Origin of the sequence: Aeromonas sp. (genome assembly GCF_050252055.1) — a bacterium.
GTDB classification, from domain to species: Bacteria; Pseudomonadota; Gammaproteobacteria; order Enterobacterales; family Aeromonadaceae; genus Aeromonas; species Aeromonas caviae.
The window spans coordinates 218,478-244,275 of sequence record NZ_JBFWLQ010000002.1 but is presented as its reverse complement, the minus strand read 5'-3'; the positions used below and the strand labels follow the sequence as shown (position 1 = coordinate 244,275).

The window sequence follows — 25,798 nt, the reverse complement described above, 5'->3', positions numbered from 1 at the left end:
GTCAGTCCGTCAGCATATCAACCTGGCTACACCCGCCTGCACGCCAATAAAAACGGGAGCCCTGACGGCTCCCGTGACGAAGGGACGCTGGCCCGGGCTCAGCCCTGGTTGGCCGGATCCTCGTGGGCGGAGAACTCCCGCATGAAGGCCTCGGCCCGCTCCACCATCCTGGTGGACCCGACGAAGTAGGGGGTGCGCTGGTGCAGGGCGGTAGGCTGGATGTCCATGATGCGGCCAAAGCCATCGGACGCCTTGCCACCGGCCTGCTCCACCAGGAAGGCCATGGGGTTGCACTCATAGAGCAGGCGCAGCTTGCCGTTCGGGGAGTTGGTGCCGGACGGGTAGATGTAGATGCCCCCCTTGAGCAGGTTGCGGTGGAAATCCGACACCAAGGAGCCGATGTAGCGGGAGGTATAGGGCCTGTGAGTCGCCTCGTCACGCTCCTGGCAGTATTTCAGGTACTTCTTCACCCCGTCCGGGAACTTGATGTAGTTGCCCTCGTTGATGGAGTAGATCTTGCCCTCCTCCGGAATGCGGATGTTCTCGTGGGAGAGGCAGAAGCAGCCGATGGAGGGGTCATAGGTGAAGCCGTTGACCCCAAAGCCGGTGGTGTAGACCAGCATGGTGGAGGAGCCATAGACCACGTAGCCCGCCGCGACCTGACGGTGACCCGGCTGCAGGAAGTCCTCCAGAGTGACCCCTGCGCCCGGTTTGCTGACCCGGCGATAGATGGAGAAGATGGTCCCGACCGAGACGTTGACGTCGATGTTGGAGGAGCCGTCGAGGGGGTCTATCAGCACCACGTACTTGGAGTGACGGGAGAGCTCGGAATCGAAGGAGACGAAGTCCTCCTCCTCCTCAGAGGCCATGCCGCACACCTCGCCACGGGCCTCCAGCGCCGCCTTGAAGCGCTCGTTGGCGTAGACGTCCAGCTTCTGCTGCACCTCGCCCTGCACGTTTTCGGCGCCGATGGAACCGATGATGTCCGCCAGACCCGCCTTGTTGATCTCCCGGTTCACCACCTTGGCGGCCAGGCGGATGGAGCTGAGCAAGGAGGTCAGCTCGCCGGTCGCGGTCGGGTAGTCCGCCTGCTTTTTGACGATGAACTCGCCCATGGTGATCATGTTTCGCATTCTTGTTCCTTTAAGATCGTTTCCGTTGGCCGTTGAAAACGTTTGCAAGTGTCGGCAAAAAAAGTGCCGATCTCCGGCAGCGTTGTTTTGTAACCCAATGTAACGCCTGTTTTTTGTTTTTGCAGCGAATTAAGCCGTTCTTTAAATCACCAGAAAACCGCGCCACCACGGGCTTTCGGCGCGAAACAAGGGTGTCATGCGGCATCTTTTGGGGGGTTAATTCGTGACAAGAATGCATCCGGGCCGACGCGGCTGCCCGCCTTGCTCCCCCTGGCGCCCGGCAATGTTGCGCCAGAGGCTCCCCTCTTGAGATCTGCCCCCCAATCCCGCACACTGGCTGCGCTTTGGAAGCAAAAAAACATAAGGATATTCAATGAAAAAGTCGCTTATCGCCGGGGCGGTTGCCGCTCTGCTCACCCTCCCCGTCCTCGCCGCCCAGGTGCCTGAAGGCACCCAGCTTCTGCCAGCCGCCCAGCAAGTGTTCGTGCGCAACATCGGCACCGAGCCTGCCTCCATCGATCCCCAGATGGTGGAAGAGAGCGCGGGCAGCGACGTCGTCAACGATCTGTTCGAGGGGCTCTATACCCTGGATGGCAACGGCAAGCTGCAGGCGGCGGGCGCCCTTGGCTACGAGCTCGATGCCACGGGCACCGTCTACACCTTCAAGCTCAGACCCGATGCCAAATGGTCCAACGGCGAGCCGGTGACGGCGGCGGACTACGTCTATGGCTGGCAGCGGGCGGCGGACCCCAAGAACGCCTCCAACTACGCCTGGTTCATCGAGCTGACCGGCGTCGCCAATGCCAGCGACGTGGTGCAGGGCAAGCAGAGCCCGGATGCCCTGGGGATCAAGGCGCTCGATGACTACACCCTGCAGATCACCCTGAAAAACCCGGTCCCCTTCTTCCTCAAGACCCTCTCCCACTACACCACCTTCCCGGCGCCCAAGGCCACCATCGAGAAGTTCGGTCATGAGTGGGTCAAACCGGCCAACATCGTCTCCAACGGCGCCTTCGCCCTCAAGGAGTGGACCCCGAACGAGCGCCTCATCGCCGAGCGCAACCCCCACTACTGGGACAACGAGCACACCGTGCTGAACAAGGTGATCTATCTGGAGATCGTCTCCGATACCGCGGCCTACAACCGCTATCGTGCGAGCGAGCTGCACTACACCACCTATCCCCTGGAGCAGTATCAGCAGATCAAGCGCCAGAGCCCGGAGGAGCTGGTGAGCGCCCCCATGCTCGCCACCTACTACTACGTGTTCAACACCCAGCGCAAACCCTTTGACGACGTCAGGGTGCGCAAGGCTCTCTCTCTTGCCATCGACCGGGACACCATCACGGAGAAGATCCTGGGACAAGGGCAGCTCTCCGCCTTCAGCCTGACCCCGCCGAGCGTGGACGGCTTCGAGCTCAAACGCCCCGCCAGCGAGCTGATGAGCAAGGAAGAGCGCATCAAGCAGGCCAAGGCGCTGCTTGGCGAGGCGGGTTACGGCCCTGACAAGCCGCTGACGGTGGACATCCTCTACAACACCAACGAGGGGCACAAGAAGATAGCGCTCGCCATCTCCTCCATGTGGAAGCACAACCTGGGGGTCAAGGCGGAGCTCAACAACATGGAGTGGAAGACCATGGTGTCGGCCCTGAACGAGGGTGACTTCGGGGTGAGCCGCTACTCCTGGAACGGAGACTACAACGATGCCTCCACCTTCCTCGACATCATGACCTCCAGCAGCAGCGCCAACAGCGGCAAGTGGTTCAACAAGGAGTACGACGCCCTCCTGGCCAAGGCCCATGACGCCAAGGACCCCGCCGAGCGCAACCGCCTCTATCAGCAGGCCGAGGTGCTGATCGACGAGGAGGCCCCCATTGCCCCTGTCTACTTCTACGTGAAATCACGGCTGCTCAAACCCAACGTCAAGGGCTACCCCTACCAGAACCCGCAAGACCTGGTCTATGCCAAGGATCTCTATCTGACGGCGCAGTGACGCTGGGCACCGAACCAAAAAGACCGCCTCGAGGGCGGTCTTTTTTTATCCTACTTTTCCTGACAGCCCGCCACCGCGAGCCGGGCGCGTCTTCGCACCGTCACGGGCCTCACCAGCAACTGCGCCAGCAGCACCCCCATCAGGGTCATGCCGCCACCGATGAGGTGATAGCTGGTGAGCCGCTCCCCGAGCCAGCTGATGGCAAGGGCGGCCGTCATCACCGGCAACAGGTTCATGAAGATGGCGGTGCGGCTCGCCCCGAGCAGGGCAATGCCCTGCATCCAGAGCCAGGGCGAGAGGGCCGAGGTCGGGATCCCCGCATAGAGGATGAGCCAGAGGGCGCTGCCATCGGGCCAGTGCCCGTCCACCAGCAGATAGAAGGGGGTGAGGAACAGGAGGCTGCACAGCACCTGACCGTAGAGCATGGACCAGTTGTCCAGCCCCAGATCCCAGCGCTTGAGCAGCACGCTGTAGAGCGCATAGGTGGCCGCCGAGAGCAGCATGTAGACGGAACCGATATGGATGCCCTGGGTCAGCAGCCGAGCCGGATCCCCCTGCCCCAACAAAATCGCCAGCCCCAGAATGGAGATGGCGCCTCCCAGCAGCGCCCCCCAGGTGGGCCGCTCGCGCAGCAACCAGATGCTGAGCAGCACCGTCATCAAGGGGGTCAGTCCCATCATCAGGCCAATCTCGGTGGCCCCCAGGGTCTGGGCCGCGTAATAGCCAAAGGTCTGGTTCAAGACCATCCCGAGCAGGGCCAGCACCGCCAGCTTCGAGAAACCGGCCCGCAGCTTGCGGCGCTCGCGCCAGGCCCGGTGAGCCAGAAACGGGGTCAGCACCAGGGCCGCCACCATCCAGCGCGACCAGGCGAGCGCCGCAGGAGACAACACCCCGACCGCCAGCTTGCTGACGATGCCATTGCCGGCCCAGATGGCCATGCAGGAGAAGGGAAACAGGAAGGCAAGGGGCATTGCTATATCCAGAATAAAAAGGCGGGTATTGCGCGCGAGTATAGAGAGGCAATCAGGATAAGCAAGCCTGCCAACGCAGGAAGAAGCGCCATGACGCGAACGGTTGGCGCCGCGCCCAGGCGCCATCAACAATCATGCCCGCACAGGGGCGGGCATGAGGGGGACCAGGGTCAGCCTGAGGCGCCTCAGGCGGCATCCATGTGGAGCCTTGAAATCAGTTCATTGACCTCGAGCACCGTCTGGCGATGGGGAATGTCGGCTTGCAATGGCATCATCAGCAAGCCCGACTGGAAATCGAAGCGCCCCCTGCCGTGGATGTAAATCCGCCCCTTGAAGAAGGTTTTGACATGTTTTGCCACCATCAGTGGCAGGTACTTCTTGAACACTCTCATCGTTTGCAACCTCTTGAAGTTGTATCCGTATGACAGCAGCTTATGCGAAAAAATTCCGTTAAATTTATATAAAAAACCGGAAAATTCGACTCTCTCTTCCCCAAAAAACCAAACTGTAACTTATTATTAACTTTTACCGTATTGTATGCGGTCCTTCCAGCCAGAGCAAGACTCCTTTGCCATCTTGCCATTCGATGCAGGCCAGCCCGGACGTCGCGAACATGGGGGCCCCTGCCGCCGGGCAGAGACTCTGGACCAGATACCCCACCAGCGGCAGGTGGCTGACCATCAGGATGTTGTCATGCTCCGCCGCCAGCGCAGTGAGGTAGCTCGCCACGAAAGCCGGGTCCCCATAGGGGGTGATGTCGCCGCTCTCCTCGACCTTGAGGGCCTTGGGCAACTCGGGGGCGATGGCCTGCCAGGTCTGTCTGGCACGCAGGTAGTTGCTGTGGATCACCAGGTTCAGGGAGCCTGCCAATTGGGGAGCCAGCCAGCCAGCCATGTGGATGGACTCTTCGATGCCTTGCTCGGTCAGTGGACGCTGTTCATCAGTCTTTGCGTTCATGCCAGCCTGGCCATGACGCATGATGTAGATTTTCATTACAACCTCGCCCAAGGGGCCTGTTTAAATAGCGGGGGAATCTTACCCCGCCATGCCGGGGGAAACAATTGCGCCACCTCTCAGAAAAGGGTTTGCCTCGCAAGATAGCGGGGTCGATAATCATGTTTAAATTCAAATAAATTCACCGCGAGCCCCTCCCCAATGAGCCCATATGCCAGTCCCAATGACCATCGGCGGTATCACTATCTGGAGCTGGCAAACCGGCTCAGGGTCTTGCTGATCTGTGATCCCGAGACCGACAAATCCGCCGCCTCCCTGGCGGTGAATACCGGCCACTTCGACGATCCTGCGGATCGCCAGGGCATGGCCCATTTCCTCGAGCATATGCTGTTTCTCGGTACCGGCACCTACCCCAAACCCGGTGAATACCAGCAATTCATGAGCCGTCACGGGGGCAGCAACAACGCCTGGACCGGTACCGAGTTCACCAACTTCTTCTTCGACATCGACAACGGCTTCTTCGAGGCGGGGCTCGACCGGTTCTCCCAGTTCTTCATCTGCCCCACCTTTGCTACGGAGTGGGTCGACAAGGAGCGCAACGCGGTGGACTCCGAGTACCGCCTCAAGCTGCAGGACGATGTGCGCCGCAGCTACCAGGTGCACAAGGAGACGGTCAATCCGGACCACCCCTTCTCCAAATTCTCGGTGGGCAACCTCGATACCCTGGCGGATCTCCCCGGCCGGGATCTGCGCTCGGACCTCATTGCGTTCTACGAAACCCACTACAGTGCGGATCGCATGGCGCTGGTCATGCTTTCACCGGCACCCATCGAGACCCAGCTGGCCTGGTGTGATCGCTTCTTTGGTGCCATTCCGGATCGCCACCTCGGCCCTCCGGTCCTGAGCCATCCTCTCTACCGGCTCGATGATCTCGGCATTCGCATCCAGCTGACCCCGGTCAAGGAGACCCGCAAGCTGGCGCTGACCTTCCCGCTGCCGTGCGTGGATGAGTATTACGACAAAAAACCCCTCACCTTCCTGAGCCACCTCATCGGCTATGAGGGGGAAGGCAGCCTGCTCTCTCTGCTCAAGGGGCGAGGCTGGGTCAATCAGCTCGCCGCCGGCGGCGGGATCAGCGGCGCCAACTTCAAGGACTTTGGCGTGAGCTTTGGCCTCACCCCCCTTGGGCTTGAGCATGTGGACGAGATCATCGCCGCCCTGTTTGGCTATCTGAAGCTCATCGAGCGGGGTGGGGTGCAGGCCTGGCGCTATGAGGAGAAGCGCAGCGTGCTGGAATCCGCCTTCCGCTTCCAGGAGCGGGGCCGGGCCCTCGACACCGTCTCCGGCCTCGTGCTCAACCTGTTCAGCTACGGGCCGGACGATCTGCTCTACGGCGACTACATGATGCGCGAGTTCGATGAGCCGCTGATCCGGCGCTTCCTCGCCAAGCTGGCCCCCCACAATCTGCGGGTGACCATCCAGGCCCCGGAAGTGAGTACGGATCGCCTCGCCCGCTGGTACCAGACACCCTACAGCGTCCAGAGCATCAGCGAAGCCGAGAAGATCCGCTGGCAGCAGAGTGAACCGGATCCCGCCCTGCACCTGCCGGCGCCCAACCCCTTCATCAGCACCCGCCTCGACGCCCGTCTGCCGGCGCTGCCCGCCGACATGCCGTCCTGCCTCATCGACAGGCCCGGTTTCCGGCTCTGGCACCTGCACGAGCATCAGTTCAGCGTGCCCAAGGGCAGCCTTTACATCTCCGTCGACAGCGAACATGCGGTCAAGAGCCCACGTCACATCGCCATGGCGCGTCTGGCCGTGGAACTGCTCACGGATCACCTCAACGCCCTCACCTACCCGGCGGAGCTCGCGGGCCTTGGCTACCAGATTTATGCCCATCAGGGAGGCTTTACCATCAACCTCAGCGGCTTTGCCGACAAGCAACCGCTGCTGCTCGACATGATCCTCGGCAACCGCACCCTGGGGTATCCGGATCCGGCCCGCTTTAGCGAGATCAAGGAGCAGCTTATCCGCAACTGGGAGAACCAGTCCAAGACCCGCCCCATCTCCCAGTTGTTCAACCAGCTCACCAGTTTGCTGCAACCCAACAACCCGCCCTTCGAGCAGCTGTTGCGCCACCTGCGCACCGTCGAACTCGGGGAGATGCCCGGCTTCGTCTCCGAGCTCTTTGCCAGGGTGCATCTGGAGGCCCTGGTACACGGAGACTGGACGGCCGCCGAGGCCCTCGAACTCGCGGCCCTGCTGGAGCGCCACCTCGGTGCCAACAGCCAGCCCAGCGCCGAGACCCGCCGCCCCCTCATCTCCATCCAGGACAGAGGCACCCTCATTCGCGAGCAGGGGTGCGATCACGAGGACTCGGCGCTACTGGTCTACTACCAGTCGCGTACCACCCGGGCGCGGGATCTCGCCTGCTTCACCCTGGCCAACCACATCATGTCATCCACCTTCTTCCACGAGCTGCGCACCCGCCAGCAGCTCGGTTACGTGGTGGGAGCCGGCAACCTGCCCCTCAACCGCCACCCCGGTCTCATCTTCTATATCCAGTCGCCGGTGGCGGGGCCGCAGATCCTGCTGGATGCGGTGGAGGAGTTCATCGATCTCTTCCCGCTGGCCATGCTGGAGTTCACCGAGCAGCAGTGGCAGGAGAGCAAGGCGGGGTTGCAGGCCCAGCTCAGCGAGCGGGATGCCAACCTGCGCAGCCGCGGCCAGCGGCTCTGGGTCAGCATCGGCAACAAGGATCTGGGTTTTGATCAGCGTGAACGGGTACGCGAGGAGGTGGGCAGGCTCAGCCGTGCCGATCTGGTGCGCTTCATCACCCAGCTGAGATCCCGCACCTCGGATCGCCTCATCCTCTGCAGCTATGGCCTGGGCCACGAGCACGACGAGCGGATCACCGGCCAGTTTGTCGACGATCCAAGGGCATTTCGGCTCAACGCCGCCACCTTCGAAGGCTGACCTCCCCTGTTGGCAACGCGCAGGCAATAAAAAGCCGACCCTGTGGGGTCGGCTGGAAAAACCATAATCAATTGCGACCAGAGCCGCCAAAAGTGAACATGAGCGTGAAAATCAGACACTGGGTTGATGTTCGACCGGCGTTCAAACCAGAGCTCACCGGTCGGCACCAGCAGTGATTGAGAAACAGCCTCATCTTAGGCATTTCCCTGATTTTCCACGTTGATCTATGTCAAAGGAGGTAAAACAAGTGCCACTTCCCTCGTTGGCAACGGCCTCGCGTCCTCTCAGCCACGGCGGATCAGCCGGTAAGCCACCTCGTCGAAATAGGAGAGCTGCCCCGAGAGCACCCTGGGGTGATCCAGCTCCGCGCCACGCCCCAGCACCTCGACACCAAAGTCGCGCTCAAACAGGGTGCGCACCTCCATCTCCCCTACCGAGAACGGCGGCTGTTGCTGCTGCTCGGGCTGATATTCGAGGGTCACCAGCAACACCTGCCCCCCCGCCTCCACCAGGCGGCTCATCAGGGCGGCATACTGGCGGCGCATGGCGCCCGGCAAGGCGATGAGGGCCGCCCTGTCATAGACCAGGCGATAACGCTGCCCGAGCTCCGGGGCGGCGAAGAAGTCCCCCTGATAGATGCGCAGATCGGCGTGCCGGTGGCACTGATAGGGACCCACCTCGCTTTTCTCTGCACTCAGGTTGTTCTCGTCAAAAAACTGGGTGATGGCGAGCTCGGAGAGCTCGAAGCCATCCACCGGATGCCCCTGTTCACGCAGCCAGAGCATGTCCCGGGACTTGCCGCAAAGGGGCACCAGCACGGGGTCGCTCCCTTGCTGGGCCGACCACCAGGATTGCAGCCAGCGGTTGAAATCTGCCTGATGAAAGCCAATCCGGTTCTCTTTCCACTTCTGGTGCCAAAATGCCGCTTCCATCATCTTCCTCTCGTCATCTGCAATGGTGCATCACTATCACAACTTCACCGAAGTGGCGCAAGCCCCATGATCCCGCCCCAGTGCACGAGAAGGCCCACGATGGGCAGGCCTCAGGCCACGACCCCAGGCAGGCTTGTCGCCATCACTGCCAGCCGGGTCAGGATCTGCGCGAAGGTGGGTCGCCGGGAAGGCACCTCAAAGCCGCACTCCCTGGCCAGTCGATGAAGGGGGTCAAGGTCGGCGTCCCTCCCATCACAGCGCGCCAGCAGCTCGGCCAGCAGGCAGCCAAAGGCCCGCACTTCCAGGCGCTCCAGCCGCCCGGCCAGCACCTCATCGGCGCGGTCGTAACAGGAGGCGGCACCAAAGTCACCGAGCAGCACCCGGCCCGGTGCCTCCTGCGACGAGTGAGGCATCGCGGGCTGCAAGGAGTACAGCAGGTTGTGCGCGTAGAGATCGCCATGGAGGATGCCCCGCTCATGCAGGTGCCGGGCAGCCGCAGCCACCCCTTGCACCATGGCCATCACCTGGGCCGGAGTGAAGTTCAGATCCGCCCCATAGACATCCCGGGTGCAGGAGTCCAGGCTCGGGGGCCCCGCCAGGGTAGCGAAGGCGGGGTCTATCAGGGGCATCACCAGTGCCGGGATGCCGGAGGGATGATCGCTCACTCTCCCCATCACACCGACCAGGTTTGGATGGCGACCGGCGGCCAGGGACGCCCCCATCTCGCTCAGGGGCAAGCCATCGCTGGTGACGGCCCCCTTGAAGAGCTTGACCGCCACCGCCCCGGGCCCTTCGGCACTCGCCCACTCGGCGCGATAAATGACGCCGGATGCCCCCTCCCCGAGCACATCCCCCAGTGAGATCGCCTGCCAGGGGATCTCGGTAGTGAACTCCGATGTGCCGTTCAGACACGCCTGCTCATCACAGAAAGGGTTGCCCGCAAAGGCCAGCCAGGACAGGCGCGGCAGGGAGAGCAGCCACTCGGGAAGCGCCTCGAGCCGGTTGGCGGCGATGCGCAAAAGCTCCAAACGGTGGCAACCGGCAAGCGTCTCGGGAAGCTCATGTAGCCGGTTGCCCGAGAGCATCAGCTTTTGCAGGGCGTCGCACTGCCCCAGCTCGTCCGGCAGTCGTTCGATGGCATTGTCGGTCAGGATCAGCCAGCGCAATCTGGCGGGCAGGGAGGCGGCCGGGACTGTCGCGATGCGGTTGGCCTTGAAGCCCACCATGGTGAGCGCAGGGCAGCGCCCCAGCACCTCGGGCAGTTCGGTGAAGTTGTTCTCGGAGCAGAAGAGGATGCGCAGCTTCTTGCATTCGGCCAGCTCGTCAGGCAACTCGCTCAGCTGGTTGCCGGTGAGATCCAGCACCTCCAGGGTCTCCTTGAGGCTCAGGATCTCGGGAGGGAACACCGCGAGATTTTCAGCAAGTTTGAGGTGGCGGGCGCCACAGAGCTCGCCTGCGCGAAGCTGTTCCAGGGTATGCATGGGATCGTCTCTGTCAACATTCGGGCTTGCGGTGGCTCACTGCGGGGCACTCCCCCCAGACCACAAAGGAGGGGCATTATAGGGAATGACGGCCAAAGATGGCCGATTTTCTTGCAACGCCTTCTCTTGCAAAGGCCCCCCATCGCCACACTCCCGCTCTCCGTTGCCATGGACCATTCCGGTCGCGCGCTTGGGTGGTTGATCATTTGGTTGGCGCCATATAGTATGGCGCCATACAAAGTCATTCGAGACTCACCATCATGATCACGCTGGAACAGAAACACCTCGCCCTGCTCGAGGATGCAGAGCGCCGCAGACACGCAGACACCCAAAACATGCGCGTCTGCTTTGAGGTGTTGACCCTCGCCGCTGCCATCGATCAGGCGTGCGCGGCGCGCCTGGCTCCCCACCGCCTCTCCGAAGGCAAGTTCGTGCTGCTGTTTTTACTGCGCGACCTGCCAGAAGGGTTGGCTCCCCACGAGCTTGCCGACAAGGCGGGGGTCACACGGGCCACCATCACCGGCCTGCTCGACGGGCTGCAACGGGACGGCCTGTTGGCTCGCCACAGCGACAGCCAGGACAGGCGAAAGATCTCGGTGCGCCTGACAGAGCAGGGCCAGGCCCTGGCGCAACACCTGCTCGATGAGCACAGCCAGTGGATAGGCTCCCTGTTTGCCGGGTTCGATCAGGCAGAGCGAGAGACCCTGAGCGCCCTGCTCAAGCGGGCCTGGCTCAACGTCCTCTCATCCCGGGCAGGCTGCATTGAGGCCGCCACAGAGGAGCACCCATGACACGCAGCCGCATCACGGATATCGCCCCCTCACGCCTCGCCCAGCTCAACCGGGGAGAGGCTGAGGCAAGCAACCTGACCGAATGCCTGGCGGTGGATTTTGCCGCCCTGATGCAGTGTACCCTGCCTTCGCTCGGGCCCCAGGCGCTGGCGTCGATGCACGCCGCATCCGGGGAGGGCATTACCCGGCGCATGGCACTGGCCGCCAGGCTGCTCCTGACCGAGAACGGCACGAGGGATCTTGCGGCGCTCAGCCGTCATCCCTCCGATACCGTGCGGGGCTGGGCCTGTTTCATGGTGGGCGCGAGCGAGGGGCTGTCGCTCAGCGACCGCCTGGCCCTCATTCGCCCCCTCGCCGATGACCCGCACTTTGGGGTGCGCGAGTGGGCCTGGCTCGCAATGCGATCGACCATTGCTGCGCAGCTCGAGGTGGCCATTGCCGCCCTGGTGCCCTGGACGGCGGAGCCGTCCGAGCGACTGCGACGCTTTGCCAGCGAAGCGACCCGGCCCCGCGGCGTCTGGTGTACCCATCTTGCGTCCCTGCGACAAGCGCCGGAGCAGGCCCTGATGCTGCTCGAGCCCCTCAAGGCCGATCCCGCCCCTTATGTGCAGGACTCCGTAGCCAACTGGCTGAACGATGCGAGCAAAGACAGGCCACAGTGGGTCACTGACCTCTGCGCGCGCTGGTCTCGCGAAAGCCCCTGCCCCGCGACAACCCGGATTTGTCAACGCGCCTTGCGCACCTTGCGCAAGGGCCAACTCCCGAAGGAACCCCTATGACCCACTATCTGGCAGAGCTCTACACCCCCACTCCCGCCTGGCTGGCACTGAGCCAGACGGCTCGTCAGCAGTTCTTCGAGGCCATTGGCACAGGCATGGCCAACCTCGCCGCCCTCGGGGTGGAGCCCATCGCCCTGGGCGAGACCGATGCTGCCACCCTCCATGGCGCGCCCCACCCCTTCTTCGCCATCTGGCGCGGGCCGGATGCCGCAGCCATCGATGCCCTCGTCCAGGGAATAGCCGCATCGGGCTGGCACGACTACTTCGAGACGGTCAACGCCACCGGCGCCGGTGTCTCCCTGGGCGAGCACCTTGCACAGTTGGCCGCCCTGCCCTGCGCCGCCACATCCAGCCCCGCCCTGGCCTGATAACCCCTAAAAGAGCGTTATCCCACCAGGCCTTGCGTCAGTGCCGCCGACACCGGTGGCACTGTTTTCCATACCCTGCCCTTGCAAACCCAGGTCACCACCACCTGGGAAAGCGGCGCCACAACCCGCTCCCTCCCCACTCCCTTCATAAAACGCTGATATCTCCCGATGCCGTGATGGGCCATCGCCGATGGGACAAGTGAGCAAGATTCGGGTCGTCGTGACAAAGGTTCGCCGCCATAGTGCTTTCAAACCAACAGTGCTTTCAAACCAACAGTGCTTTCGACCTCCCAAGGGATTGAACCAAAGGAGGTTTGAACCAGGAGGGGGTTGAACCCATCCACTTGTCTGCCAATCCTGCATGAGCGTCGCCACCTGGCGCCATGCGCATTAGCGAGGGAACTGCCATGTCATTACTGTCCAACAAGGTCGCCATCATCACGGGCGCCAGCTCCGGTATCGGTCGCGCCAGCGCCATCCTGTTTGCAAGGGAGGGGGCCAACGTCGTCCTGGGTGCCCGCCGCCAGCCTGAGCTGGATCTGCTGGTGGAGGAGATCAGGGAATTCGGGGGCCAGGCGGTGAGCCTGGCGGGGGATGTGAAAAGCGAAACCTATGCCCGCGCCCTGGTGGATCTTGCGCTGACCCGTTTCGGCGGACTCGATATCGCCTTCAACAACGCCGGCACCACGGGGACGCCGGGCAGCGTGCCGGGGCTTGAACTGGCGCAGTGGCATGCGACCCTGGATACCAACCTCACCAGCGCCTTTGTGGGGGCCAAGTACCAAATCCCCGCCATGCAGGCGCGCGGGGGCGGCTCCCTTATCTTTACCTCCACCTTCGTCGGCCATACCCTGGGGCTGCCCGGCATGGCGGCCTATGCCGCGAGCAAGGCGGGCCTCATCGGTCTGACCCAGGTGCTGGCCGCCGAATATGGGGCACAAGGGGTGCGGGTCAACGCCCTGCTGCCGGGGGGCACCGACACCCCCATGGGGCGGGCCTTTACCGATACACCGGAGAGTCTCGCCTTTGTGCAGCATATGCATGCCCTCAAACGGCTGGCCCAACCAGAGGAGATCGCCCGCTCGGCCCTTTATCTCGCGTCCGATGCATCGAGCTTTACCACCGGCATTGCCCTGCTGGCCGATGGTGGGGTATCTATTTGTCGCACATGACCTTGTCGTACCCAAGATCCTGCGGCTGCAAACCTATCGTGAGAGCGCCTTATGTCTGATTACGCCCGCATCGCCGATGCCATCCGTTTTATCGCAAGCCAGGTGGCGCGCCAGCCCACCCTGGACGAGATAGCGGCGCACGTTCACTTAAGCCCCTTTCACTTCCAGCGGCTGTTCAGCCGCTGGGCCGGGGTGACGCCCAAACGCTATCTACAAGTGTTGACTCTGGAGCGGGCCAAGGCGCTGTTGCAGGAGTCGCGCCCGCTGCTCGAGGTAGCCGATACCCTGGGCCTGAGCAGCGGCTCGCGGCTCTACGATCACTTCGTGCAGCTCGAGGCGGTGACGCCGGGCGAATACAAACAGCGCGGGGCCGGGCTGGTGATCGATCACGGGGTGCACGACACCCCCTTCGGCAAGGCGTTCGTCGCCCTGACCCCGCGGGGGGTATGCAACTTCTCCTTTCTCGATGACCAGGCCCCACAGGCGCCGCTGGCCGCCCTCGCCCAGCGCTGGCCTGCGGCAGAGCTGCGAGAAGCGCCATCACGCACCCAGGGGGTCATCCACACCATGTTCGATGGCAGCAAGACGCCGAATCGCCCCCTCTCCTTGCACGTGAGCGGCACCAACTTTCAGATCAGCGTCTGGCGGGCGCTGCTCGCGATCCCGCCCGCCAAAGTGGTGAGCTACGCCCAGGTGGCAAGCGCCGTCGGCAACCCCAAGGCCGCCCGCGCCGTGGGACTGGCGGTGGGCGCCAACCCCGTCGCCTTGATGATCCCCTGCCACAGAGTCATCCAGCAAAACGGCAGGCTCGGCGGCTATCACTGGGGCGAGACCCGCAAACAGGCGATACACGCCTGGGAAGCGGCGAGGTATGAGTGAGGAACGGCCTTTCTGCTCTCCTTATAGGGAAAAACAAAGCTGTTGATCGTGAGTCAGCAGAAAATCAGGCAGCGCAAGACAAGCATGCGGCGATATAAAACGGGGGTATCTGAAGAATTGGGGCGCAGATCGCCCGTTTTGTTGCTTTTTCTTTAAGGACGTGGTCGGTTCGCATTTTTATTCCTATGTCTAACGTTTGGCCAAGGAGTGGAATTTAGCCCAACTAAATGAGCGAAGCGAACGATTTAACAAGTTATTATACGTCATTAACGATTACTTCTATGACTTGGGTTTTGACGTTGAGATATTCATACGTGGCTCTGGTTTTATGTATAAAGGCGGCATCCCGAGAGAATAGGAAATCTGAGAACGAAGCTATAGCTGCGTGTCCTGCATCACTCATTGCGGCAGTAAATCTTCTATCATGCTTCATCTTAGAATCTGGGTAGTAGCCAATAACATTTAATACATTGTATACAGATATCACCTTTTCGTGCAAATACATCTCTCTATTGTAAATTGGGTTTATTGATATACCTAAGAATTGCTCTATCGAAAAATCACTTTCCCTATAGCCATCAAGTGTCTTGTAGATGCTCCATATTTTCTCTATTACGCTTGGAGGTTGAATGTTATTCAGTTGAACTGGCCCGATATTCATATGGTTGCGATATGTCTGAACGCCAGAATAGTTTAATTCATCTTCTATGTGTTTACGCAACTCCGCTGTTGACTGGGCAAGGGCGTCGTTGAAGCTGTGTTGCATTTCCTTTGTATGGGCAGCGACTGCGGCCTCTATCCCTGGAACTAAATATTTTATCTCGTCAACCTGTTCAGAAATATATTTAATTAAGTTACTGAATGAATCTATTTGCTCTCTGTTAATGTCGTCAAAGTCGCTTCCTACTCGGCCACCATAGAATTTGAGCAATGATTGCGTCGTGGCTTTTTCCATCGCTTCATAAACCGGTTCAATGTTTTTGCAGTAATCTTCAAAAGCATCGAATGGGTTTCGTTTTTTTAATATGGCTTTATCCGTTATTTTGAAACTCTCAGTGAGTAATATTCGAACATGCATTGCCTCCATACTTTCAAGAACCTCAAGAAATTTTGAGCCACAACTTCCTGTCCTTTTAATTTCTTTGAGTGTCTCATCTGAATAAACAATTTGATATTTCTCCCTCAGCTCAGATGAGAATGGTAAATGTTTATTTTTTACAAATACATCAAGGATGTTGTGGTCTAAATATGCTGTTGGCTTTCCATCATAATTGTGATTCGAAGTTTCCACTCAATATCCTTATTATGTATAACAGTGATTAGATGGAAGGTGGTACTAATCCGATAGCAGAGCCTTCCGTATAACTCCGCTTCATCTTTATAACCACAACCAAAATTCATTTTAAACCATCACATTACAAAAATTTCACTGGTATCAGACCGCATTCGCTCCTATCCACTGCGCCCCCACTGGCGCTCTGCGTGCTCGCGCTATTTCCGAGTAACAACCAAGCTACCGTAGGGCAGCCTCCAGTTTGCCCCTTTTGACCCAAGTGGTGTCTCTGGCCTGGTTCATAGGTGACGACAAAGAGGCCATACCCAGACGGCTATCCTAGCGAGCGAGAGAGAGAGACAAGAAAAAGAGAAAGGTGGGCGTTTCCCAAACCAGATCAAGAAATTACCCCATCTTGGAGGCGTATCAGCCGCTCGCATCACCCTCTTGCATCAATATGGAGCATCGAAGCGGTGGGTATCCGGCTTCATTGCCCGTATCGTTCCTGACGAACAGGGTATGCTCCCCCTCCCCTGCCCGGAGAAACCACAGCCTGCCGCCCTATGTGGACGCGATAGATGACGCTCTGCCGATCGCCCCAGGCACTCACCACGACAACATTGGCAACAGAGCCCTCACCCCTTCGCCAGGAGCAAAATTTTCTCGCAAACGATTGGAAAAAGAAAAGGCGCCTCAAGGGCGCCTTTTTGACAGTTTTGCGTGATCGCAGGGAGAGGCGTTAACCGCTTATTCCCATTCGATGGTTGCGGGCGGCTTGCCAGAAACGTCGTACACCACGCGAGAGATGCCGTTGATCTCGTTGATGATGCGATTCGACACGTGGCCGAGGAAGTCGTACGGCAGGTGAGCCCAGTGGGCGGTCATGAAATCGATGGTCTCGACGGCGCGCAGCGCAATGACCCAGTCGTACTTGCGGCCATCGCCCATGACGCCGACGGAGCGCACCGGCAGGAAGACGGCGAACGCCTGGCTGACCTGGTTGTAGAGGTCGGCCTTGCGCAGCTCTTCGATGAAGATGGCGTCAGCCTTGCGCAGCAGGTCGCAGTACTCTTTCTTCACTTCGCCAAGCACCCGCACGCCCAGACCCGGGCCCGGGAAGGGGTGGCGGTAGAGCATGTCGTAGGGCAGGCCGAGTTCGAGGCCGACACGGCGCACTTCGTCCTTGAACAGTTCGCGCAGCGGCTCCACCAGACCCATCTTCATCTCTTCCGGCAGGCCGCCGACGTTGTGGTGGGACTTGATGACGTGGGCCTTGCCGGTCTTGCTGGCAGCGGATTCGATGACGTCCGGGTAGATGGTGCCCTGGGCCAGCCACTTGGCGTTCTTGAGCTTCTTGGACTCGTCGTCGAACACGTCCACGAAGACGCGGCCGATGGTCTTGCGCTTGGCTTCCGGCTCGTCGATACCCGCGAGGGCGGAGAGGAAGCGCTCTTCGGCATCGACCTTGATGATGTTCAGGCCGAAGTGATCGCCGAACATGTCCATCACCTGCTGGCCTTCGTTCAGGCGCAGCAGGCCGTTGTCGACGAAGACGCAGGTCAGGCGATCGCCGATGGCGCGGTGCACCAGCATGGCGACCACGGAGGAGTCCACGCCGCCGGAGAGGCCCAGGATCACCTCGTCGTCACCCACCTGCTCGCGGATGCGGGCAACGGCGTCGTCGATGATGGTGGCCGGGGTCCAGAGGCATTCGCAGCCGCAGATGTCCTTGACGAAGTGCTCCAGCATACGGGCACCCTGACGGGTGTGGGTCACTTCCGGGTGGAACTGCACGCCGTAGAAGCGCTTGGCTTCGTCGGCCATGGCGGCATGGGGGCAGGTCGCGGTCTGGGCGATGGTGGTGAAACCGGCGGGGATCTCGGTGACCTTGTCGCCGTGGCTCATCCAGACATCCAGCAGGGCATTGCCGTTGTCGGCAATGGCGTCTTCGATGTTGCGCAAGAGAGCGCTGGTCTTGCCGGACTGGCCCAGCACTTCGACCTGGGCGTAGCCGAATTCACGCAGGTTGGAGGACTGCACCTTGCCGCCGAGCTGCTCGGACATGGTCTGCATGCCGTAGCAGATACCGAACACCGGCACACCGGCGTTGAATACGTACTCGGGGGCGCGCGGGCTGCCCGCCTCGGTCACGGATTCCGGGCCGCCGGAGAGGATGATGCCGCTCGGGTTGAACTCGCGGATCTGCTCTTCGGTTACGTCCCAGGCCCACAGCTCGCAGTAGACGCCGATTTCACGAACGCGACGGGCGATGAGCTGGGTGTACTGGGAACCGAAATCCAGGATAAGGATACGGTGGGCGTGAATGTCTTTAGTCATTTTATTCCTGCATCAGGCTGATGTTGTCACAAAAAGCACGGGATAAAAAAAGGGTGGAAAAACGGGGCGCAGAGCCCCGTTTCATCAGCCCATCCGGTAGTTGGGGGCTTCTTTGGTAATGGTCACGTCGTGAACGTGGGACTCTTTCATCCCGGCGCCAGAGATGCGCACGAACTCGGCCTTGGTGCGCATGTCGTCGATGGTCGCGCTGCCGGTCAGGCCCATGGAGGAGCGCAGGCCGCCCATCTGCTGGTGGATGATCTCTTTGAGGCGGCCCTTGTACGGCACGCGCCCTTCGATCCCTTCCGGCACCAGCTTGTCGGCGGCGTTGTCGGTCTGGAAGTAACGGTCGCTGGAGCCCTTGGACATGGCACCCAGAGAGCCCATGCCGCGGTAGGACTTGAAGGAGCGGCCCTGATAGAGCTCGATCTCGCCCGGCGCCTCTTCGGTACCGGCAAACATGGAGCCCACCATGACGCAGCTTGCGCCCGCGGCGATGGCCTTGGCCACGTCGCCGGAGAAGCGGATGCCACCATCGGCAATCACCGGCACGCCGGTGCCTTCCAGGGCGTCCACAGCGTCGGAGATGGCTGTGATCTGGGGCACGCCCACGCCGGTCACGATACGGGTAGTACAGATGGAGCCCGGGCCGATACCGACCTTGACGGCGTTGACACCCGCTTCCACCAGCGCCTTGGCGCCAGCGGCAGTGGCGACGTTGCCGCCGATGATTTGCAGGTCAGGATAGGCTTCACGGGTCGCCTTGATGCGATCCAGCACGCCCTGGGAGTGGCCGTGGGAGGAGTCAATCAGCAGCACGTCTACACCGGCTTCCACCAGAGCGGCGACGCGCTCTTCGTTGCCTGCGCCGGCACCGACGGCGGCACCGACCCGCAGACGGCCACGCTCGTCTTTGCAGGCGTTGGGCTTGCGCTCGGCTTTCTGGAAGTCCTTCACGGTGATCATGCCCTTGAGCTTGAAGTCGCCGTTGACCACCAGCACCTTCTCGATGCGGTGCTTTTGCATCAGGGCCACCACCTCTTCACGAGGGGCCCCTTCACGCACGGTCACCAGACGATCTTTCTGGGTCATGATCTGTTCGACGGTCTGGGAGAGATCGATGACGAAGCGCACGTCACGGCCGGTGATGATGCCCACCAGCTGGTTGCCGTCAGTCACCACGGGGTAACCGGCGAAACCGTTCTTGTGGCTCAGCTCCTTGATCTGGGCGATGGTCATGTCAGGGCGCACGGTAACGGGGTCGCTGACCACGCCGCTCTCGTACTTCTTGACCTTGCGCACTTCGGCAGCCTGCTGCTCGATGGACATGTTCTTGTGAATGAAGCCGATACCGCCTTCCTGGGCCAGTGCGATAGCCAGACGGGCTTCGGTCACTGTGTCCATGGCAGCGGAGATCATCGGGATATTCAGCGTGATCGCAGACGTGAGCTTGGTACGCAGGTCGGCGGTATTGGGGAGAACAGTGGAGTGGGCTGGAACCAACAGTACATCGTCGAAGGTCAGCGCTTCTTTGGCAATCCTGAGCATGGCAATATCTCACCGTTGAGGAGTGGGGGTGTAAAATATTGCCGACAAATTTTACTCATGCATTGGGCAGTGGTAAAGAAGTTTTTTGAATTTTTTATGGCGTAGCCCGATTTAACGCCACCAACAGGGCAAAAAACCAATAAATTCAGCCGTAACCATGCCGTTTTTCCCGACAAGATGATCTTTTTTGCCGTTGAGCCCCTTTCTGCCGCCAGTCTCCCGGAACGGCCTTTTTCCCTCTCAGCCGTCAGCCAGACCGGCTGTCAGTTCCCCTGATAGCGGCCCGGCTTGTGCCAGTTCATCAGCATGGCGTTCATGGCCAGCGCACTCAGGGTTGACCAGAGCAGCAGGGGAAGCGGCAGGGTGAGCAGAGAGAGCGCAAACACCAGCACATCCAGCACCATCTGGCTCTTTCCCGCATTGATGCCGGTGCGCCGTTGCAGCCAGAGCGTCACCACGCCGGTGCCCCCCACGGAGGCATTGTGACGCGCCAGAGACAAGACCCCCATGCCGAGGAAGGTTCCCCCCACCAGGGCGGCAAACAGGGGATGGACATAGCTCACCGTCAGCAGCAGCGGCACCGCCTGGGTGGCCGCCGAGAGGGCGACGTTGACGATCAGCGTCTTGAGGGTGAAGGCGCGCCCCATGGTGACGTAGCAGAACACCATGAAGGGCAGGTTCACCAGGAAGAAGAGCACGCCGATGGGCAGGGTGCTGACATGGGCGATCAGCAGGGCGATGCCCGCGATGCCACCGGTGATCATGCCGGAACACTTGAGCAGATTGAGCCCCACGGCGATAAACATGACCCCGAGCACCATGCCGTAGACATCGTCCTTGAGGGTATGGGCCAGCCCCCTGCCCGCGGCCGCTGGCTGCATGGTCATTTCACCTTCCATATGACTCCTTAGATCCGATTTGATGGTGGCATCCGTTGCCCGACAACCAGGCCGCATTGGGGCTGATGGCGGCGACCCGTTCACCTTGCCGTCCCCCCCCCAATCTTGCGTCCCCCGCCCCCTAATGTCGCCATCATGGGGATGACAAGGCACAGCAAAAAGAGCGCCAATCAAAACAAGAGTCCGCAATAACAAAAATAATCAGATTTAAATTCTGATAAATACACAATATGCAGGTCGAATGCGCCACTTCAGTGATCGGCCATCACGGTGGCGCAGCATGTTTACCCGAGTCACCGAGAAAGGCCTCGTGGTATCCCCTTCACAGCCCGGTTTTTCGGCAGATCATGTCGATACGATGCCGCTTTTCAGCATGGATGATGCCTGTCATGGGGTAAGCCCGAGGGCGATACGGCGTGTTTCTTCGGGGCGGGCTCCAGGGGCGGATGTGGATGGAGCGCACCAATGAAGTGCAATTGCACCAATATAGATCAACCGAGTGGCACGGTTTGCCTTGCACCGCGGCGCAAAGGCGACATGGGCACCGCTTTGCTCACTGCCATGAGCACTGCAATATGCAGAGCATGGAGTGACTCGGGCAGCGGATGCACCACTTCCCTTCCCTCTAGCCCCCTTCCCATGAGCGTGCTGGTCGCGAGTCCACAGGTCTGCCCATCCACCAGCCCCTCCGCAGCCAGAGTCCCATCAGAATGAGGCATCCATTCAGGCATAGGCAGAAGGCAGAATAAAAAAGTCGGCCCGAAGGCCGACTCGCTGCACCCTGTGACAGGGCTTCCTTACTTGAGGTATTTGCCGTCAGCACCCACCTTGCCCGGGCCGTTCAGTACCCAGACCCGCGCCGAATAGGCGGGCACCGCAAAGCTCAGGCTGCCGTTGCTGACGCTCTGGCTCGCACCGGTTACCGCGTCCGTGTAGGTGCCGTTCTTCAGGCCACTCAGGTTTATCTGCTGGGCCGAGTTGGCCGCAAGGCCCACGGCAGCGTAGCTCCCTTGGGCGCTCAGATCACGCACGAAGCTGATGCCGCTCCCCCACTCGTTCACCTGGCTCATGGGCGCCTTTTGCAGGGCGGGCACCGCCTTGCGGATCTGGTTCAGGCGCTTGATGTGCTGATAGAGCGGGTGGCTCGGGGCGGCGGGGTTGTCCAGCACCTCCCCGTAATAGGCACGACCGGTCTGATCCACCGTCATGGTGGCCCCGTCGATGTCCTGGGGCTTGCCCGCCTGGAACATCACCTCCTCCCCGTAGTAGAGGGTCGGGATCCCCCGCGCCGTCCAGAGCAGGTTGTAGGTCATGGCCGCATTCCCCTCTTCCCCGCCGTAGCGGTACTTGAAGTCGTTGTCCGGCCCCACGTCGTGGTTCTGGAAGAAGGTGATGAGCTTGGTGGCATCCCCATAGACCCAATCCATGGCGAAGATCCCCCCTACCCCGCCAAAGTTCCCCCGGGTGACGTTGTCACGGAAGGTGGAGAAGAGGGAGAAGTCCAGCACCGAGAGGCCGGAATCGCCCCCTGCACGGGGATTGGCCGGGTTCGGCGTGGTGCGGGTATACCACCAGGGGCGGATCACCGCCGAGGCATTGTCGTTGGCCAGCTCAGAGCCCCATCCGGTGCCCTTGACCAGGTTTTCGCCAAAGACGAACAGCCCCGGCTTGTGGGCCTGCCAGTCATGGACATAGGTCAGCAGTTCGTCCCGCTCGATGTGTTTCAAGGTATCGATACGGATGGCATCGACCCCCATGTCGAGGTACTGACGAATGGCGCCGTTGAGGTAGTCCTTGACGTTCTGGTTGCCGGTGGCGAGATCGATGCAGTCCCCCGCCATGTGCTTGCGCTGCAGGGCGAGCGGGCTCTCCCAGTCACCGCCGGACATGAAACCGTCCAGGTGATACCAGGCGGGATCCAGGGTCTGGGCGTCGATGCCGAAGAAGCGGTTGGGGTTGTAGCCTGCGCTCGGCACGGTGGCGCCGGTCTTGGGGTCTACCAGGGGCTGGGTGCCCGCCGGATCGGACTGGCAGCGGGCCTTGTACCAGTCGGGAGCCGCCGGGTTGTCGTCGTCACAGCGGTTGGCACTGGCGTAGTCCCCAAGATTGCCCTGATAGGGACCATTGTTGATGAGTCCCTGGCTCGACCCCGCCGGTACGTAGTATTTGACGGGCAGGCGATCGATCCAGGTCTTGCCGCGAAGGCCGTACTGGCTCGAGTGGTTGAGCACCACGTCCTGGATCACTTTGAGCCCCTTGGCGTGGGCCGCCTGGATGAACTCCCGGTAACCCGCCCCCGGCGACTCCAGACGGGGATCGACCCGGTAGAAGTCGTAGGCATGGTAGCCGTGGTAGTCGAGGCCGGAGCGGTTCTCCACCGGCGGCGTCACCCAGATGGCGGTGAAGCCGAGATCCTTGATGTAGTCGAGCTTGGCGATCAAACCCTTGAAGTCGCCACGCCACTGGGGATCCCCCGCCTTGTAGCGATCCCGGTTGTAGTAGTTGTTGCTGGCATCGCCATCATAGAAGCGGGCAGTCAGCAGGAAGTAGATGCTCTCGGCACGAAAATCGCCGCTCGCCACCCCCTGCTCGCCGATGCGGTACTCGAAGCGCTGCTCGCGCTGATTACCGCTGGCGTCGATGGCAAGGGTGCGGATCACCAGATCGGTGCCACTCCCCTTGTCGCTCGCCACCAGGGGCTGGCCTGCATAGCGGGCCGATGCCGTGGTGGGCTGGCTGCCGTCCGTCGTGAAATGCACGGCGGGGGCGCTGTCCTGATCGTCGCTCACCCCCAGGGTGATGGACTGGCTGTCCACATAACTCCCCGGGGACGGGGTGGCCGTCACCGTGGGGGCCTGCAGATCGGCCCCGGCCAGCGTCTCCACCTCGATGGCCTTGCGCAGGCTGTCAAAGCAGATGCGATAACTGGTGTTGGCGCTGACCAGGTAATCCTGGGCCGGATACGCCTCGGTCCAGTCCCCCTTGTGGTCAATCTTGAAGCGGGGGTTGTTGCTGCCAAAGGCCTGCTCGGTGCAGAAGGTGGTGCCATCCTCACTGGTCATGGGGGTGAGCCCCCAGTTGTTGGCCGTGCCCCGGAAGTACCAGCTGTCACTGCTCTGTCCTGCCCCGACCACCACGCTCACGCTGCTGCTGCCCTTGGCGCCCTGATCGTCGGTGACCGTGAGGCCATAGGTGAAGGTGCCGGTCTGGGTGGTGTTGACGACGATGCTCTCCGTGGTCTCGCCGCTGCTCCACAGATAGCTCGCGATCTGGCCGTCGGGATCCGTGGAGTCGCTGCCGCTCAAGGTGAGCGACGCCCCCTGGGTCACGTTCACCGTCCCCCCCGGGGTGATGACCGCGAGCGGCGGCTGGTTGTCATCCCCGAGGGGGGTGATGCTGTAGGCCAGGGTCTGATCGTTGACCTGGATGCGCACCGTGCCCACGGCGCTCCAGAAGATGTCGCCGCCACTTTTCTCCAGCACGCCGTCGCCGTTGCTGTCGCCAAAGTTGACGGCCCAGTCCCCAGCCTGATCAAACTTGAGGCGCTGGCTCGCCTTGCCATCCAGGTAGGCTTCCACCTGCCACAGGTGATCCCCTACCAGGGTCATGGGGAGGCTGGCCCAGCCGTTGAAGGTGCCGCGCACGTTGAGCTGCGGCAAGGAGCTGGCAAACCCCGAGGCCTCGCAACTGGCCACCGCCGTCGCGCTCACCGCCTGGGTGCTCGCGTTGATGCGGATCTGGTACGCCGTGTTGACATTGACCCCGTAGTCGGCCGCCGGGTAGCTCTGCTGCCAGTTGCCGTACCTGTCTATCTTGAAGCGCGGGCCGCCGCTGGCATCCCCGCTCACGAAGCGCTGACAGGTATCAAAATTGACGCCGTCCGTCGACGTCATGGCGGTCGCCGCCCATCCATTCGCGGTGCCCCGGAAGAACCACTCCGCCGCCGTGCTCGGCGCCGTGATCAGGGTTCCCAACAATCCGGCCGCGAGTATCCATCTAGCCATTGATAGTCCTTTATTTTCATTGTTTGTGTGTGATGCCGGTGTGTCCCGGCATTCCCCCATCCGCAACGTCCCGCCTTCAGATGAGCCCGACCAGTCTAGAGTCCCCCATGACCATTTCATGGCCAATACGCGCAAAATGTGACCACTGTCGACCTCATCATGGGCTGTATGTGATTGATAGCGCTTTCATTTCCTGGCGCAGAAGTGAGGGGCGTCCCCATCGGGGAGAGCAAGATGGCCGCCCTCCGCGACCACCTCGGGCACAGGGTCAGCCCCTGCCTCCTGCACGGCGCCGTTGCCATCGGGGACACTTGCCACCATGATGCAATCCCACTTGCCATCTCGGGCAACAGGGCGGTTCATTCAGGGAGAAACGATGAGACCATCGGATTACGGGAGATTGCTCGCGCTGGCAGCCATCTGGGGTGCCAGCTTCTTGTTCATGCGCATCGCGGCGCCGGCGTTCGGCTCGGTCAACACCACCTTCCTGCGGGTCTTCTTCGCCCTCGTCGGGCTCGCCGCCATGCTCCTGCTGCTGCGCACCCCCATGCAGTTTCAGGGCAAGCTCAAATCCATCATGGTGCTCGGCATCATCAACTCCGGCGTCCCCTTCCTGATGTATGCCGTGGCGGCCCTCTGGCTGCCCGCAGGGTATTCCGCCATCCTCAACGCCACCACGCCCCTGATGGGCGCCCTCATCGGCTTCTCCTTCTTTCACGAGGCGCTGACCTTGCGCAAGTGGGCCGGGGTGATGCTGGGGCTGGTGGGCATCGGGCTCATCACCACCACCGGGGAGGTCGACCTGAGCGGCCAACTGGCCATCGGGGTGCTGGCCTGCCTCATCGCCACCGCCTGCTATGGCTGCGCCGGCTTCCTGACGAGGCGCTGGGTCACCGAGCGGGGAGGCCTGGACGCCAAACTGGTGGCCTTTGGCAGCCAGATAGGGGCCGTCCTCTTCCTGCTTCCCTTCTTCGGCTACACCCTGGCGACCGGCCCCGCCGTCGACTGGGCCCAGCCTGGGGTCTGGGCCAGCGTGCTGGCGGTCGGCTTCCTCTGCACCGCCTTCGCCTATCTGCTCTATTTCAGGCTGATCGCCGACATCGGCCCCCTGCGAAGTCTCACTGTCACCTTCCTCATTCCGCCCTTCGGCATCCTGTGGGGCTATCTGGTGCTGGGGGAAACCCTCACCGGCGGCTTCGTGTTCGGCGGCGCCGTGGTCTGCCTCGCGGTCTGGCTGGTGACCAGCCCCGCCAAAGCCGTCAAGCCGGCCAAGGCACAAGCCTAGGCTCCGCGTCATCTGCCGGGCCCATG

The 25,798-nt window shown here is 61.4% G+C and carries 20 protein-coding genes; 8 read left to right on the top strand and 12 right to left on the bottom strand.

The annotated features are described in order from the left end of the window. Window positions 1–98 precede the first annotated feature (98 nt). Window positions 99–1,133 (bottom strand): class 1 fructose-bisphosphatase, encoded by a 1,035-nt coding sequence (gene fbp / locus AB7E19_RS04755; protein ID WP_029314452.1) that lies wholly within the window; start codon window positions 1,131–1,133, stop codon window positions 99–101. Between the two features lie 373 nt (window positions 1,134–1,506). Here fbp and AB7E19_RS04750 point away from each other — a divergent pair, with 373 nt between their 5' ends. Further along, a complete protein-coding gene (locus AB7E19_RS04750; protein WP_010674562.1) occupies window positions 1,507–3,123 on the top strand; it encodes a peptide ABC transporter substrate-binding protein in 1,617 nt (538 codons plus the stop codon). Window positions 3,124–3,173: 50 nt separating this feature from the next. Here the strand turns inward: AB7E19_RS04750 and AB7E19_RS04745 are convergent, their stop codons facing one another. The 3 genes from AB7E19_RS04745 to sixA all read right to left on the bottom strand — a co-directional run bounded on the left by AB7E19_RS04745 (window position 3,174) and on the right by sixA (window position 5,087). Beyond that, a complete protein-coding gene (locus AB7E19_RS04745; RefSeq protein ID WP_039039040.1) occupies window positions 3,174–4,094 on the bottom strand; it encodes a DMT family transporter in 921 nt (306 codons plus the stop codon). A 185-nt stretch (window positions 4,095–4,279) separates the two neighbouring features. After that, window positions 4,280–4,486 carry a DUF1107 domain-containing protein gene (locus AB7E19_RS04740; RefSeq protein ID WP_005324080.1) on the bottom strand — a complete coding sequence of 69 codons (207 nt, stop codon included), beginning with the start codon at window positions 4,484–4,486 and terminating at the stop codon, window positions 4,280–4,282. Window positions 4,487–4,619: 133 nt separating this feature from the next. Then, window positions 4,620–5,087, bottom strand: coding sequence for a phosphohistidine phosphatase SixA (gene sixA / locus AB7E19_RS04735; RefSeq protein WP_069651167.1), 468 nt, complete (start codon window positions 5,085–5,087; stop codon window positions 4,620–4,622). A gap of 162 nt (window positions 5,088–5,249) precedes the next feature. Here sixA and AB7E19_RS04730 point away from each other — a divergent pair, with 162 nt between their 5' ends. After that, complete coding sequence (locus tag AB7E19_RS04730) at window positions 5,250–8,024, top strand: insulinase family protein (protein ID WP_427934680.1); 2,775 nt, start codon at window positions 5,250–5,252, stop codon at window positions 8,022–8,024. 284 nt (window positions 8,025–8,308) lie between these two features. Here the strand turns inward: AB7E19_RS04730 and AB7E19_RS04725 are convergent, their stop codons facing one another. Then, window positions 8,309–8,956: a thiopurine S-methyltransferase gene (locus AB7E19_RS04725; protein ID WP_319903215.1), complete on the bottom strand. Its 648-nt coding sequence runs from the start codon at window positions 8,954–8,956 to the stop codon at window positions 8,309–8,311. Window positions 8,957–9,066: 110 nt separating this feature from the next. Continuing rightward, the gene (locus AB7E19_RS04720) at window positions 9,067–10,437 is read right to left on the bottom strand and encodes a leucine-rich repeat-containing protein kinase family protein (RefSeq protein ID WP_427934679.1); all 1,371 of its coding nucleotides are present in this window, start codon (window positions 10,435–10,437) and stop codon (window positions 9,067–9,069) included. A 260-nt stretch (window positions 10,438–10,697) separates the two neighbouring features. Here AB7E19_RS04720 and AB7E19_RS04715 point away from each other — a divergent pair, with 260 nt between their 5' ends. From AB7E19_RS04715 to AB7E19_RS04695, 5 genes are all read left to right on the top strand, one after another. Next, entirely contained in the window at window positions 10,698–11,228 is a 531-nt protein-coding gene (locus AB7E19_RS04715; RefSeq protein WP_041215265.1) for a MarR family winged helix-turn-helix transcriptional regulator, read from the top strand. Next, on the top strand, window positions 11,225–12,007 hold the full coding sequence (locus AB7E19_RS04710; protein ID WP_427934678.1) for a HEAT repeat domain-containing protein: 783 nt from the start codon (window positions 11,225–11,227) through the stop codon (window positions 12,005–12,007). The genes AB7E19_RS04715 and AB7E19_RS04710 overlap by 4 nt, the downstream gene beginning before the upstream one ends. Continuing rightward, entirely contained in the window at window positions 12,004–12,375 is a 372-nt protein-coding gene (locus AB7E19_RS04705; protein WP_201890556.1) for a DUF6616 family protein, read from the top strand. Before AB7E19_RS04710 ends, AB7E19_RS04705 begins: the two co-directional genes overlap by 4 nt. A 407-nt stretch (window positions 12,376–12,782) precedes the next feature. Next, window positions 12,783–13,547 carry an SDR family oxidoreductase gene (locus tag AB7E19_RS04700; protein ID WP_427934677.1) on the top strand — a complete coding sequence of 255 codons (765 nt, stop codon included), beginning with the start codon at window positions 12,783–12,785 and terminating at the stop codon, window positions 13,545–13,547. A gap of 51 nt (window positions 13,548–13,598) precedes the next feature. After that, entirely contained in the window at window positions 13,599–14,426 is an 828-nt protein-coding gene (locus AB7E19_RS04695; protein WP_427934676.1) for a bifunctional transcriptional activator/DNA repair enzyme AdaA, read from the top strand. Window positions 14,427–14,682: 256 nt separating this feature from the next. Here AB7E19_RS04695 and AB7E19_RS04690 read toward each other — a convergent pair whose 3' ends face one another. From AB7E19_RS04690 to AB7E19_RS04665, 6 genes are all read right to left on the bottom strand, one after another. Continuing rightward, entirely contained in the window at window positions 14,683–15,717 is a 1,035-nt protein-coding gene (locus AB7E19_RS04690) for a hypothetical protein (protein WP_427934675.1), read from the bottom strand. A 729-nt stretch (window positions 15,718–16,446) separates the two neighbouring features. Beyond that, the gene (gene guaA / locus AB7E19_RS04685) at window positions 16,447–18,036 is read right to left on the bottom strand and encodes a glutamine-hydrolyzing GMP synthase (RefSeq protein WP_042863789.1); all 1,590 of its coding nucleotides are present in this window, start codon (window positions 18,034–18,036) and stop codon (window positions 16,447–16,449) included. Window positions 18,037–18,120: 84 nt separating this feature from the next. Continuing rightward, entirely contained in the window at window positions 18,121–19,584 is a 1,464-nt protein-coding gene (gene guaB, locus AB7E19_RS04680) for an IMP dehydrogenase (protein WP_010674549.1), read from the bottom strand. Window positions 19,585–19,847: 263 nt separating this feature from the next. Then, window positions 19,848–20,483, bottom strand: a complete 636-nt coding sequence (locus AB7E19_RS04675) for a YitT family protein (protein ID WP_010674548.1) — start codon at window positions 20,481–20,483, stop codon at window positions 19,848–19,850. A 797-nt stretch (window positions 20,484–21,280) separates the two neighbouring features. Continuing rightward, window positions 21,281–24,487: an alpha-amylase family glycosyl hydrolase gene (locus tag AB7E19_RS04670; protein ID WP_427934674.1), complete on the bottom strand. Its 3,207-nt coding sequence runs from the start codon at window positions 24,485–24,487 to the stop codon at window positions 21,281–21,283. A gap of 186 nt (window positions 24,488–24,673) precedes the next feature. Further along, window positions 24,674–24,808 (bottom strand): hypothetical protein, encoded by a 135-nt coding sequence (locus AB7E19_RS04665; RefSeq protein ID WP_427934673.1) that lies wholly within the window; start codon window positions 24,806–24,808, stop codon window positions 24,674–24,676. Between the two features lie 55 nt (window positions 24,809–24,863). Between AB7E19_RS04665 and AB7E19_RS04660 the strand changes: the two genes are divergently transcribed. Beyond that, on the top strand, window positions 24,864–25,772 hold the full coding sequence (locus AB7E19_RS04660; RefSeq protein ID WP_113070361.1) for a DMT family transporter: 909 nt from the start codon (window positions 24,864–24,866) through the stop codon (window positions 25,770–25,772). The last annotated feature ends 26 nt before the right edge of the window (window positions 25,773–25,798 follow it).